The 11,777-nt window shown below is 66.5% G+C and carries 13 protein-coding genes; 5 read left to right on the forward strand and 8 right to left on the reverse strand.

Going from position 1 to position 11,777, the window contains the following annotated elements; genetic code table 11:
• Nucleotides 1-205 precede the first annotated feature (205 nt).
• The 3 genes from SOM18_RS10165 to dnaK form a co-directional block, all read right to left on the reverse strand.
• Nucleotides 206-673: a hypothetical protein gene (locus SOM18_RS10165; protein WP_031441497.1), complete on the reverse strand. Its 468-nt coding sequence runs from the start codon at nucleotides 671-673 to the stop codon at nucleotides 206-208.
• 35 nt (nucleotides 674-708) lie between these two features.
• The gene (dnaJ, locus tag SOM18_RS10170; RefSeq protein ID WP_031441498.1) at nucleotides 709-1,845 is read right to left on the reverse strand and encodes a molecular chaperone DnaJ; all 1,137 of its coding nucleotides are present in this window, start codon (nucleotides 1,843-1,845) and stop codon (nucleotides 709-711) included.
• 157 nt (nucleotides 1,846-2,002) lie between these two features.
• The gene (gene dnaK / locus SOM18_RS10175) at nucleotides 2,003-3,910 is read right to left on the reverse strand and encodes a molecular chaperone DnaK (protein ID WP_031441499.1); all 1,908 of its coding nucleotides are present in this window, start codon (nucleotides 3,908-3,910) and stop codon (nucleotides 2,003-2,005) included.
• Nucleotides 3,911-4,066: 156 nt separating this feature from the next.
• Between dnaK and SOM18_RS10180 the strand changes: the two genes are divergently transcribed.
• Entirely contained in the window at nucleotides 4,067-4,513 is a 447-nt protein-coding gene (locus tag SOM18_RS10180; RefSeq protein WP_031441500.1) for a copper chaperone PCu(A)C, read from the forward strand.
• A complete protein-coding gene (locus tag SOM18_RS10185) occupies nucleotides 4,510-4,992 on the forward strand; it encodes a hypothetical protein (RefSeq protein ID WP_031441501.1) in 483 nt (160 codons plus the stop codon). Before SOM18_RS10180 ends, SOM18_RS10185 begins: the two co-directional genes overlap by 4 nt.
• Nucleotides 4,993-5,052: 60 nt before the next feature.
• On the opposite strand, the gene SOM18_RS10190 is transcribed toward SOM18_RS10185, so the two are convergent.
• The 4 genes from SOM18_RS10190 to hrcA all read right to left on the reverse strand — a co-directional run bounded on the left by SOM18_RS10190 (nucleotide 5,053) and on the right by hrcA (nucleotide 8,357).
• On the reverse strand, nucleotides 5,053-5,292 hold the full coding sequence (locus SOM18_RS10190) for a hypothetical protein (RefSeq protein WP_031394647.1): 240 nt from the start codon (nucleotides 5,290-5,292) through the stop codon (nucleotides 5,053-5,055).
• Nucleotides 5,293-5,387: 95 nt separating this feature from the next.
• Nucleotides 5,388-6,611 carry a threonine synthase gene (locus tag SOM18_RS10195; RefSeq protein WP_031441502.1) on the reverse strand — a complete coding sequence of 408 codons (1,224 nt, stop codon included), beginning with the start codon at nucleotides 6,609-6,611 and terminating at the stop codon, nucleotides 5,388-5,390.
• A 137-nt stretch (nucleotides 6,612-6,748) separates the two neighbouring features.
• Nucleotides 6,749-7,288, reverse strand: a complete 540-nt coding sequence (gene grpE / locus SOM18_RS10200; RefSeq protein ID WP_031441503.1) for a nucleotide exchange factor GrpE — start codon at nucleotides 7,286-7,288, stop codon at nucleotides 6,749-6,751.
• Between the two features lie 25 nt (nucleotides 7,289-7,313).
• Nucleotides 7,314-8,357, reverse strand: a complete 1,044-nt coding sequence (gene hrcA, locus SOM18_RS10205) for a heat-inducible transcriptional repressor HrcA (RefSeq protein WP_031441504.1) — start codon at nucleotides 8,355-8,357, stop codon at nucleotides 7,314-7,316.
• A gap of 202 nt (nucleotides 8,358-8,559) precedes the next feature.
• Here hrcA and rph point away from each other — a divergent pair, with 202 nt between their 5' ends.
• Entirely contained in the window at nucleotides 8,560-9,276 is a 717-nt protein-coding gene (rph, locus tag SOM18_RS10210) for a ribonuclease PH (RefSeq protein ID WP_031441505.1), read from the forward strand.
• The gene (rdgB, locus tag SOM18_RS10215) at nucleotides 9,273-9,908 is read left to right on the forward strand and encodes an RdgB/HAM1 family non-canonical purine NTP pyrophosphatase (protein WP_320481618.1); all 636 of its coding nucleotides are present in this window, start codon (nucleotides 9,273-9,275) and stop codon (nucleotides 9,906-9,908) included. Before rph ends, rdgB begins: the two co-directional genes overlap by 4 nt.
• 49 nt (nucleotides 9,909-9,957) lie before the next feature.
• On the opposite strand, the gene SOM18_RS10220 is transcribed toward rdgB, so the two are convergent.
• Nucleotides 9,958-10,515, reverse strand: a complete 558-nt coding sequence (locus SOM18_RS10220) for a CAP domain-containing protein (RefSeq protein WP_031441507.1) — start codon at nucleotides 10,513-10,515, stop codon at nucleotides 9,958-9,960.
• 43 nt (nucleotides 10,516-10,558) lie between these two features.
• Here SOM18_RS10220 and hemW point away from each other — a divergent pair, with 43 nt between their 5' ends.
• The gene (gene hemW, locus SOM18_RS10225; RefSeq protein WP_031441508.1) at nucleotides 10,559-11,731 is read left to right on the forward strand and encodes a radical SAM family heme chaperone HemW; all 1,173 of its coding nucleotides are present in this window, start codon (nucleotides 10,559-10,561) and stop codon (nucleotides 11,729-11,731) included.
• The last annotated feature ends 46 nt before the right edge of the window (nucleotides 11,732-11,777 follow it).

Below are 11,777 nucleotides of genomic sequence, written 5' to 3' on the forward strand. Positions count from 1 at the left end.
CCCGCAACTATCGCCATATCACCGATGCCGGATATTACTCCGGCATCGGAGACCTACCCATGCGCATGTTCGAAACCGTGACCAGCTCGATGCTGGCGATCGCGGCTCAAGCGCTGGTGGTCGGGGTGGTCATTTCCACCCTCTGATCCATCGGCCCGCCCGCCCCTCCAAGGAGGGGCGCGGCTAGGGTCGCAGGCTCCCGCCTTCAGGCTGCTAGCGATACACCCCGTCGATTATCATCGTCGTTGGCACCACTAGGTGCGTCGGGTTTGCGCACGCGTATCGCACGGCGGTTTGCACCCACCGGCCGCCCACGTCGTAGAACCGCCGCCAGCCTAGCCGGCAAACCCCGGATCCGCAGGCTCGACACCCCGCCGATCAACCCAATCGCTACGTCCAGATACGCCGACACTTCGAACGATGTCAGCCAGATCGCGATGTCGGGCGCGCCCATCATGGTAACCCGGACCCTGTCGCCGTCATCGGCGAACATCATGACGCACGCTGCCGCAATCAGCACCAGACCGACCGCGACGTCGCCGCGCGTCAGCCGCGCCACCCGCCTGACCGGCGCCTCGACCAAAAGCATGCGGAGGAACCGAGACAGGGGGATCGTGGGCACCGCGAGCACCAGCAGCCAGCAAGCGAGAAACGTCACACCGATTGCCGCCACACTATCCCCCTGTCACGCGCGCCAAGCAGCGCGGCCTATTCCGCGGCGAAGACGCCCTTCAGCTTGGCGAAGAACCCTTGGCTGTCGGGGCATTCGTCGCCGGTCTCGGTCTCGCGGAACATTTCGAGCAGTTCCTTCTGCCGGTTCGACAGGCGGGTCGGGGTCTCGACGTCGATCTGCACGACCAGATCGCCATGACCGCGGCCCTGCAATACCGGCATGCCGGCACCGCGCTGACGCAGCTGCTTGCCCGACTGGATACCCGCCGGGATCTTCACTTCGTGCGTGCGCCCGTCGAGGCCGGGGATCGACAGCGATCCGCCGAGTGCCGCGACCGTGAAGCTGATCGGTGCGCGCGCGAACAGCGTCGTACCCTCGCGCTCGAACAGATTATGCTTGGTGACGTGGAGGAAGATATAGAGATCGCCCGCCGGTGCACCGCGCGCGCCGGCCTCGCCCTCGCCCGTCATCCGGATCCGCGTGCCTTCATCGACACCGGGCGGCACGTTGATGCTGAGCGTCTTGGTCTTCTCGACCCGGCCCTCGCCGCGGCAATCGGGGCATGGATCGGCGATCACCTGACCCGCGCCGTTGCAGACCGGGCAGGCGCGCTCAACCACAAAGAAGCCCTGCTGTGCGCGGACCTTGCCGTGACCGCCGCAATGCTGGCAGGTCTTGGCACGCGTACCGGCCTTAGCGCCCGACCCGTCGCACGTGTCGCACACGGCCGAGACGTCGACGGTGATCTCGGTCGCCTTGCCGTGGAACGCCTCTTCCAAGCTGACTTCCATGTCGTACCGCAAATCCGCGCCGCGACGTGCCGACGATCGGCCACCGCCGCCGCGCTGCGCGCCGCCCATGAATTCGCCGAAAACGCTCTCGAAAATGTCGCTGAAGCCGCCGAAATCCTGCGCGCCGCCGCCATGATCGCCGCCGCCGCCATTCTGGAACGCGGCATGGCCGAAGCGATCATAGGCCGCACGCTTCTGGGGATCCTTGAGGCAGTCATACGCCTCGCTGACCGCCTTGAACTGGGCCTCCGAATCCTTGCAACCGGCATTCTTGTCCGGGTGATATTTCATCGCGAGCTTGCGGTAGGACGACTTGATCGTCCCCGCATCCGCGGTCCGCTCGATTTCGAGCAGTTCGTAATAGTCTGTCTGGGTACTCATAACGGCCCTCTTAGCCCTCTCCCCTCCGGGGAGAGGGTTGGGTGAGGGGCCGTTCCGGACGACAGCGCGCGGAACTGCCCCTCACCCCGGCCCTCTCCCCGACCGGGCACCCATGAAAATATTACTTTCATGGGACCCTGGGGAGAGGGAGTTTCAGTTACGCCTTCGGGTTCTCGTCGACTTCCGAGAATTCGGCGTCGACGACGTCGTCGTCCTTCTTCGCCGCATCGCCATCAGCCGACGGCGAGGCATCCGCCTGAGCCTGCTTCTCGTAGATCGCCTGGCCGAGCTTCATCGCGACCTGGGCGAGCGCGGTGCTCTTCTCGGTCATCGCATCGGCATCGCCGCCTTCGACCGCGGCCTTGGTCGCGTCTATCGCGGCCTGGATCTCGGTCTTGAGCGCATCGTCCACCTTGTCGCCATTATCGGCAAGCTGACGCTCGGTCGTGTGGATCAGGCTCTCGGCGTTGTTCTTCGCCTCGGCGCCCGCACGACGCTTCTTGTCCTCCTCGGCGAAGGTCTCAGCATCGCGGACCATCTGGTCGATGTCGCTGTCTGAAAGGCCACCCGATGCCTGGATGCGGATCTGCTGCTCCTTGCCGGTGCCCTTGTCCTTGGCCGAGACGCTGACGAGACCGTTGGCGTCGATGTCGAACGTGACCTCGATCTGCGGCACGCCGCGCGGTGCCGGCGGGATGCCGACGAGATCGAAATTGCCGAGCATCTTGTTGTCGGCCGCCATCTCGCGCTCGCCCTGGAACACGCGGATCGTCACCGCGCCCTGGTTGTCGTCCGCGGTCGAATAGGTCTGCGACTTCTTGGTCGGGATCGTCGTGTTGCGATCGATCATCCGGGTGAACACGCCACCCAGCGTCTCGATGCCCAGCGACAGCGGCGTCACGTCGAGCAGCAGCACGTCCTTGACGTCGCCCTGCAGCACGCCGGCCTGGATCGCGGCGCCCATCGCGACGACCTCGTCCGGGTTGACGCCGGTGTGCGGCTCCTTGCCGAAGAATTGCTTCACGACTTCACGGACGCGCGGCATGCGCGTCATGCCGCCGACCAGCACGACCTCGGAGATGTCGTCGGCCTTCAGACCGGCGTCAGCGAGTGCCTTCTTGCAGGGGTCGAGCGTCCGCTTGACCAGGTCCTCGACCATCCGCTCCAGATCGGCGCGCGTGATCGACTTCACCAGATGCTTCGGGCCGTTCTGGTCCGCGGTGATGAAGGGCAGGTTGACCTCGGTCGACTGCGCCGAGCTGAGCTCGATCTTCGCCTTCTCGGCCGCTTCCTTCAGACGCTGCAGCGCCAGCTTGTCCTTGGCGAGGTCGATGCCCTCCGCCTTCTTGAACTCGTCGGCGAGGAACTGGACGATCTTGTTGTCGAAATCCTCACCGCCGAGGAAGGTGTCGCCGTTGGTCGCCTTCACCTCGAACACGCCGTCGCCAATCTCGAGGATCGAGATGTCGAACGTGCCGCCGCCAAGATCATAGACCGCGATCGTCTTGCCGTCCTGCTTGTCGAGGCCGTAGGCCAGCGCCGCTGCGGTCGGCTCGTTGATGATGCGCAGCACTTCAAGGCCGGCGATCTGGCCGGCGTCCTTGGTCGCCTGGCGCTGTGCGTCGTTGAAGTATGCGGGAACGGTGATGACTGCCTGCGTGACCGTCTCGCCGAGATACGACTCAGCGGTTTCCTTCATCTTCTGCAGCGTGAACGCCGAGATCTGCGACGGCGAATAGTCCTTGCCGCCGGCCGAGACCCATGCGTCGCCGTTCGGCCCGCGCGAAATCTTGTACGGGACCAGCTCGGTGTCCTTCTTGGTGATCGGATCGTCGAAACGACGGCCGATCAGGCGCTTCACCGCAAAGATGGTATTGTCGCCGTTGGTCACTGCCTGGCGCTTGGCCGGCTGGCCGACCAGTCGCTCGCCGTCCTTGGCGAATGCGACGATCGACGGCGTGGTGCGCGCGCCTTCGGAATTCTCGATGACCTTGGGCTTGCCACCTTCCATGACGGAAACGCAGCTGTTGGTCGTGCCGAGATCGATACCGATTACTTTAGCCATGAGTTTAAATAGCCCCTCACACATCGTAAAAAAGTCTCGGGCTCCACCCCGTTACGGCAGTGGAACCTTTCGATTGATGGGCGCGATATAGGTTGGCTCGCGCTTGCCGCAAGATTGTACGGCTCGTAGAGATCGCAAGAGGGGTATGAAGTGGCGATGATGACGATGCGTGGTATTTTTGCCGTGACGGCCCTGGTCGGGGTGGCGGCCTGTGCACAGCCGCAACAGCTGTCCGTCGAGAAGGCGTGGGTCCGGCTCGCTGCGGTCAAGGGTGGACCGGCAGCAGGCTATTTCACGATCCATGGCGGGCCGGCCGATGCGACGCTGATCAACGTCACCACCGATGTCGCGATCCGGAGCGAGATGCACGAGAGCATGTCGGCCGGCGGCGTGTCGTCGATGAAACCGATCGCGCGCGTCGAGATCCCGGCCAAGACCGATGTCGTGTTCGCGCCGGGCGGCCGTCACGTGATGCTGTTCGACGTAAATCCCGGCATCAAGCCCGGTGAACGCACCATCACCTTCACCCTCACCTTCGCCGACGGCACCAGAATCCTGCAGAACGCGGCCGTCGTCGGCGCCGGCGACACCGGAACCAAGTGAGCGTTCGCGATCGGTCGACGCGAGCGCTGACCCCGGCCGAGACGCGGCTCGCGGCGTCGGTCTTCGGCGATGCGATCGACTATGCGCCGGTGCGCCTGGCGCGCAGCAAATGGGCCTTCTTCCAGCCGCGCGACACGGTGATGGCGCCGCGCGGGTGCATCCATTTCCACCCCAAGGGCGATCTGTGGTGCGACGATTTCGCGCATGCCCATCTGACGCTGCAGGGGCTGTTCATCCACGAGATGACGCATATCTGGCAACACCAGCGCGGTATCTTCCTCCCGCTCGTACGGCATCCGTGGTGCCGCTATGACTATGCGTTGCGCCCCGGCGTCGCGCTGCATCGCTACGGTATCGAGCAGCAGGGCGAGATCGTCCGCCACGCCTTCCTGCTGCGTGCCGGCGCGACGGTCGCAGGCGCCCCGCCGCTCGCGCAGTACGAGACGCTGCTTCCGTTCAAGCCGCGGGTGTCGGCCTAGTCCGCCACTCCCCAAACCGTCACCCCAGCGAACGCTGGGATGACGTGGGTTAGTGCACTGTCAGAGCCAGCTGCGCCCATCCGGCCCAGCACAACCATAGGGCGGCAACTGCCCGAAGAACCGCTCCTGCATCTTGTGACAGCCCCAGGCGCGCAGCGGCGCGGGCGCATAGCCGTTCAGCGCGATGCCGACCTCGTCATACGGGGTCTCGCCGCGCGCGACATACATGTACCAGCGCCCGCCGAACATGACCGCCGCCGCGACCAGCACGACACACACGACCTGAAGAATCTTCTGCATTTCCGCCCTTTTCGTGATGAAGGGCGCCCCGTTGCAGATAACATGGATTAATATCAACCACCGGAAAGCGAGCCCAGCCGGTGGCGATTCGCCACCTACAATGCGTCGAAATCGATAGCTTGTGTTCTATCAAGCGCTTGCGGCGCTTCGGGCATCGGATATTTCAGTCCGGTCGCACAATTAAAAAGTACGACGCGGTCATCTTCGTCGACCAGACCGGTGTTCAGCGCCTGTCGATAGGCCGCGAGCGTCGCGCCACCCTCGGGACATAGCAGCAGCCCGTCCTGCTTCGCGGCGGCCTCGACCGCCTTGAGGATCGCCGGATCGCCGACCGCCAGCGCCTGGCCACCGCTCTTGCGCACAGCCCGCAGGATCAGGAAGTCGCCGACCGCCTTGGGCACGCGAATGCCAGCCGCGACGGTGCTCGCATCCTCCCAGCGCTCGGCATGCTCCTCGCCCGCCTCGAACGCGCGGACGATCGGCGCACAGCCGCTCGCCTGCACGGCAAACATCTTGGGTCGCGCGGAGCCAATCCAGCCGAGCTGCTCAAGCTCGTCGAACGCCTTCCACATGCCGATCAGGCCGGTGCCGCCGCCGGTCGGATAGAAGATCGCATCGGGCAGTTTCCAGCCGAACTGCGCGGCCAGTTCCAGCCCCATCGTCTTCTTGCCCTCGATCCGATAGGGCTCCTTCAGCGTCGAGAAATCAAACCAGCGCCCCTCGGCGGCGCCCTTGCCGACGATCGCACCGCAATCGTCGATCAGCCCGTTGACGCGCCAGACGCGCGCGCCCTGCATCGCGATCTCGCGGACGTTGATCTCGGGCGTGTCGTCGGGACACAGCACGATCGTCTCGATCCCGCAGCGCGTGGCGTAGGCGGCCAGCGCCGCGCCCGCATTGCCGTTGGTCGGCATCGCGATCCTGGTGACGCCCAGCTCCTTCGCCATCGCCACCGCCATGACCAGCCCGCGCGCCTTGAAGCTCCCGGTCGGCAGACGCCCTTCGTCCTTCACGAGGACATTGGGGCCACCGGACCTGGGGATCGGCACCAAGGGCGTCTCGATCTCGCCGAGGCTGACGATATTGGACGTCTCCCGCACGGGCAGCAGTTCGCGCCACCGCCACAGATCGGTTGGCCGCGCCTCGATCGTGTCGCGCGAAATCGCCGAGCGCACCGCGTCGAGATCGTAGCGGACGAGCAACGGCCTGCCCGCACGCGAAAGGCCATGAAGCTGGTCCGCCTCATAGCGTTCGCCGGTGATCGAACATTCGAGATGCGTGACGAACGTCTCGCGATCGGTGGTCAGATTCTCGTTCATGTCGTCATCCCGGCGAGGCAGATAGTTGAGCGCCGCCTCCTGCCGTTCCCCCGCGAAGGCGGGGGCCCGGGGTCACAGGCGACAGCGTTTGGAACCCTGGGCTCCCGCCTTCGCGGGAGAACACCAGCCCGACAGGCTCACCCCGCCTTGGCGACGCCCACCATCGCAGGCCGCAGCAGGCGGTCCTTGATCATGTAGCCCGCCTGCATTTCCTGAACGATCGTGCCGGCCGGCTGGTCGCTCGGGATCTCCAGCATTGCCTGATGCTTGTTCGGATCGAGCATCTGGCCCTCGGCGGCGATCTTGGTGATGCCGTGGCGCTGGAACACGCTCTCCAGCTCGCGACCGGTGGCCTCGAGCCCGGTGACGAGGCCCTTCATCTTGTCGTCCGCACGCAGGTCCGCCGGGATCGCCGACAGGCCGCGGGCGAGGTTGTCGGCAACCGACAGCACGTCGCGCGCGAACGCGGTGGCGGCATAGGCGCGCGCGTCCTGCGCTTCCTTCTCGGCGCGGCGGCGGACGTTCTGCACCTCGGCCTGCGCATAGAGGACATTCTGCTTGGCCTCGGCGAGCTGGTTCTCCAGCTCGGTGACGCGATCGTTCGAGGCCACTTCGGGTGCGGCTTCGGCGGTCTCTTCGCGCAGGTCGGCAGGCGTGTTCTGATCGATATCGGACATTGTTTTCCCTATAAGTTGGGCCGGCTCAACCCATCAACCGGGCGAGCGTTGCAGCCGTGAAATCCACCATGGGCACGACGCGCGCATAGTTCAACCGCGTGGGGCCGATCACGCCCACCACGCCGACCACTCGCCCGTCCAATCCGCGGAACGGTCGCGCGATCACCGACGAGCCGGACAGGGCGAATAATTTGGTCTCCGCACCGATGAAGATCCGCGTCGAATCGCCCGCCCGCGCGCTGTCGAGCAGCGAAGCGACCTCCTGTTTTCCCTCGAGATCGTCGAGCAGGTCGCGGACCCGGTCGAGATCGGCGGCGGCGGCCGCATCGATCAGCCGCCCCTGCCCGCGCACGATCAGCACCGGGCGGCGATCCGCATCCTCGCTCCACACCGCGATCCCGCCCTCGACCAGCATCCGCGCCGCACCGTCGAGCGCCGCCTGCCCGTCCGCCAGCTCGCGCTCGATCCGCAGCCGCGCCTCGGCCAGCGTCAGCCCGCCGAGCGTCGCCGACATGTAATTGCCCGCCTCGACCAGGGTCGACGGCGACATGCCCTTGGGCAGCGCGATCACGCGGTTCTCGACCGAGCCATCCTCGCTGACCAGCACCGCGAGCGCCTGATCGGGCGACAGCGCGACGAACGCGATCTGGCGCAGCGTCATCTCGCGCTTCGGCACCATCACCAGCCCCGCGCACGCCGACAGCCCCGACAATGCAAGCGTGGTGGCGGCGAGCGCCTCCTCGACCGGACCACCGACACCGGCGCGTGCCTCGATCGTCTGGCGCTCCTCGAACGACGGCTCCATCGCCTGCATCATCCCATCGACGAACAGCCGCAAGCCGCGATCGGTCGGCATCCGCCCCGCGCTCGTATGCGGACTGGCGAGCAACCCCAGCCCCTCCAGCTCCCCCATCACCCCGCGAATCGAGGCGGGCGACAGGCTGAGCCCGGCCAGCTGCGCGATCGTCTTCGACCCCACCGGCGTGCCGCTAGCGAGATAGCTGTCGACGACCGCACGAAAAATATCGCGCGCGCGGTCGGTCAGTTCGGTGACGGGGGGCGTGGCCATGCGGCTGATCTAGGCTGGCGAGCCGGAATGCGAAAGGCTAGGCAGCGCTTATTGCCCACCACCCGTTCGTCCTGAGTAGGGACTGAGCGAAGTCGAAGCCCCGTATCGAAGGATGTGCCTCAAGCGGGCCGATCCTTCGATACGCCGCTTCGACGAGCTCAGCAGCTACTCAGGACGAACGGAAGAAGTTTAGGAATACATCATGCGCCCATCCGGCCGTGCCCCAGACCAGATGCGCAGCATCACGATCGAACCCCGCTTCACCAAGCACGCCGAAGGCTCCGTCCTGATCGGTTTCGGCGACACGAAGGTGCTCGTCACCGCCAGCATCGAGGAGAAGGTCCCGCCGTTCCTGCGCGGCAAGGGCGAAGGCTGGGTGACCGCCGAATATGGCATGCTCCCGCGCTCGACCAACACACGCAACAACCGTGAAGCGGCCAAGGGCAAGCAGTCGGGCCGCACGCAGGAAATCCAGCGGCTGATCGGCCGTTCGCTCCGCGCCGTCACCGACCTGAAGCTGCTCGGCGAGCGCCAGATCGTGCTCGACTGCGACGTGCTTCAGGCCGACGGCGGCACGCGCACCGCTTCCATCTCGGGCGCCTGGGTCGCGCTGCGGCTCGCGATCGACGGGCTGCTGGACAGTGGCAAACTGACCGCCGATCCGCTGACGCAGAAGGTCGCCGCGATCAGCTGCGGCATCTATCAGGGCAATCCGGTGCTTGACCTCGACTATATCGAGGATTCGGGTGCGGACGCGGATGCGAATTTCGTCCTGCTCGAAAACGGCAACATCGCCGAGGCGCAGGCGACGGCCGAGGGCGCGACCTATGACGAGGAGGCGCTGCTCCGCCTGTTGCGGCTCGCCCGGATCGGCTGCGCGGACATCTTCGCGGCACAGGCCAAGGCGGTCGCCAAGTGAGCGGCGAAGGCGGCACCCCCCAGGCGATCCGCAAGCTCCAGCCCGGCAAGCTCGTCATCGCAAGCCACAACAAGGGCAAGGTCCGCGAGATCGCCGACCTGCTCGCAGGGCGCGGGTTCGACGTCGTGTCGGCGGCGGATCTCGACCTGCCCGAGCCGGTCGAGACGGGGACGACCTTCTTCGCCAATGCCGAGCTGAAAGCACGCGCCGCCGCCGACCTGTCAGGCTATCCCGCGCTCGCCGACGACAGCGGGCTATGTGTCGATGCGCTGGGTGGCGATCCGGGCGTGTACACCGCCGACTGGGCCGAGACCCCGAACGGTCGCGACTGGTCGATGGCGATGCAGAAGGTCGAGGACGCGCTCGCCGCCAAGGGTCCCGACGCGACCCGCGGCGCGCATTTCGTCAGCGTGCTCGCGCTCGCCTGGCCCGACGGCCATGTCGAATGGTTCGAGGGCCGCGCCGAGGGCACGCTGGTCTGGCCGCCACGCGGCAAGGTCGGCTTCGGCTATGACCCGATGTTCGTGCCGCTGGGCCATGACCAGACCTATGCCGAGCTGCCGCACGAGACGAAGAACGCGATCAGCCACAGGAACGTCGCGTTCGAACTGCTGAAGGCCGCCGTGTTCTGAAACGCCGCCGGACCGTCACCCCCGGTGACGGTCCGGCGATCTCGGGTGCCTAGTAGCTACGCTCGCCCACCACATTGCCCGGCGGCGAATAGCGGCACACCAGATAATCGTCGCGTTCGTTGCTCGCCATCGCGCATCCCACCGCGGTCGAATTGCGCCAGACGATCTGCGTGTAGTGCGCGACATCCTCATATTTGCCGGTCCGGCTGAACGCGGGCGTCACGCCGTTGACGAAATCCTTCCGTTCGGCAATCCAGTGGCCGATCATCTCGGGATAGGCATAGGCATAGCGCGTGCCGGTCCACAGATTTTCGCCCTCGCGGCCCGGCCCCTGAACCTGGTGCGCGTGCGCAAATTTGCGCGTGTTGGCCATTTCCTCGGCATAGGCGCGCGCGGTGGTCGCCAGCGTATCGCTCCACACCAGCGGCGGGACACCCACGGCCGCCCGCGCGGCATTGTGCCCGTCCATCATCGCCGCCTTGAGGAGCGCGGGCCCGCGCGGCGCCGGCGCCTGTGTCTCGCGCCGCTCCACCACCCGTTCCGGCCCCTGCGCGCAAGCTCCGGCGAGCAACGCCGCCGCAACTGCCAGACCCAACCGAACCGTCATTACGCTTCCTTCTGTCGCTCCGTGCGACCATATGCGCGAGATAATGCCCCCGATCGAAACGCCAAGCCCCGCCCCGCCGCCCTCGGGGGACCTCGCGCTCTACGTCCATTGGCCGTTCTGCGTGTCGAAATGCCCCTATTGCGACTTCAACAGCCATGTCCGCGAGGGCGTCGACCAGGCGGCGTGGCGCGCGGCGCTGCTCACGGACCTTGCACACGAGGCGTCGGTCCTGCCGGGACGCAAACTCCAATCGATCTTTTTCGGCGGCGGCACCCCCTCGCTGATGCCGCCCGCAACGGTCGCCGCGATCCTCGACGCCGCCGAACGCGCCTGGGGCTTTGCCGAGGGGATCGAGATCACGCTCGAGGCCAATCCCTCCTCGGTCGAGGCCGCGCGCTTTGCCGACCTCGCCAGCGCGGGCGTCAACCGCGTGTCGCTGGGATTGCAGTCGCTCGACGATCAGGCGCTGAAATTCCTCGGCCGCGCGCATGACGTGAACGAGGGGCAGGCGGCGCTGGCGACCGCGCAGAGCGTCTTTCCGCGCGTGAGTTTCGACCTGATCTATGCGCTCCCCGGCCAGCGGCTTGCCGACTGGCGCGCCGAACTCGCGCGCGCGCTGAGCTTCGGGACCGAGCATCTGTCGCTCTACCAGCTCACCATCGAGCCCGGCACGCGGTTCGCGACCGAGGCGCTCGCGGGGCGCATCGTCATCCCCGACGGCGACAGTGCAGCCGACCTGTTCGAGGCGACGCGCGCCGACACCGCAGCCGCCGGGCTCCCCGCCTATGAAACCTCGAACCACGCGCGGCCGGGGTCGGAGAGCCGCCACAATCTCGCCTATTGGCGCTATCAGGATTACGCCGGGATCGGCCCTGGCGCGCATGGCCGCCGCGGTGGCCTGGCGACAGTGCGCCGCAAGAAGCCCGAAAACTGGCTCGCGGCGATCGAGCGCAACGGCCACGGGATGGAGGTCGAGGACCCGCTCACCCCCTCGACGCGCGCGACCGAGGCACTGCTGATGGGGCTGCGCTTGGCCGAGGGAGTCGATCTCGACCGGATCACCCGACTCAACGCCGGCGTGGTGCCGGTGGATCTCACCGCGGTCGCACGGCTCGAGGATCTCGGCCTCGTCGCCCGCTCACCCGGTCGGCTGCGCGTCACCGAAGCGGGGGCGCTGCTGCTCGACGCGATCCTGCCCGAGATCGTGACGGCGTAACGCCCCCACCCATGTCATTCCCGCGGAGGCGGGAAGCCAGACTGGC

It is taken from the genome of Sphingomonas sp. CFBP9019, from assembly GCF_034045155.1.
GTDB lineage: Bacteria > Pseudomonadota > Alphaproteobacteria > Sphingomonadales > Sphingomonadaceae > Sphingomonas > Sphingomonas aerolata.

Excerpts from the sequence above, each read along its gene's own strand:
- dnaJ (WP_031441498.1), bottom strand. The coding sequence starts at position 1,845 with ATGAGTACCCAGACAGACTATTACGAACTGCTCGAAATCGAGCGGACC.
- dnaK (WP_031441499.1), bottom strand. The coding sequence starts at position 3,910 with ATGGCTAAAGTAATCGGTATCGATCTCGGCACGACCAACAGCTGCGTT.
- SOM18_RS10180 (WP_031441500.1), top strand. The coding sequence starts at position 4,067 with ATGATGACGATGCGTGGTATTTTTGCCGTGACGGCCCTGGTCGGGGTG.
- SOM18_RS10190 (WP_031394647.1), bottom strand. The coding sequence starts at position 5,292 with ATGCAGAAGATTCTTCAGGTCGTGTGTGTCGTGCTGGTCGCGGCGGCG.
- SOM18_RS10195 (WP_031441502.1), bottom strand. The coding sequence starts at position 6,611 with ATGAACGAGAATCTGACCACCGATCGCGAGACGTTCGTCACGCATCTC.
- grpE (WP_031441503.1), bottom strand. The coding sequence starts at position 7,288 with ATGTCCGATATCGATCAGAACACGCCTGCCGACCTGCGCGAAGAGACC.
- hrcA (WP_031441504.1), bottom strand. The coding sequence starts at position 8,357 with ATGGCCACGCCCCCCGTCACCGAACTGACCGACCGCGCGCGCGATATT.
- rph (WP_031441505.1), top strand. The coding sequence starts at position 8,560 with ATGCGCCCATCCGGCCGTGCCCCAGACCAGATGCGCAGCATCACGATC.
- SOM18_RS10220 (WP_031441507.1), bottom strand. The coding sequence starts at position 10,515 with ATGACGGTTCGGTTGGGTCTGGCAGTTGCGGCGGCGTTGCTCGCCGGA.
- hemW (WP_031441508.1), top strand. The coding sequence starts at position 10,559 with ATGCCCCCGATCGAAACGCCAAGCCCCGCCCCGCCGCCCTCGGGGGAC.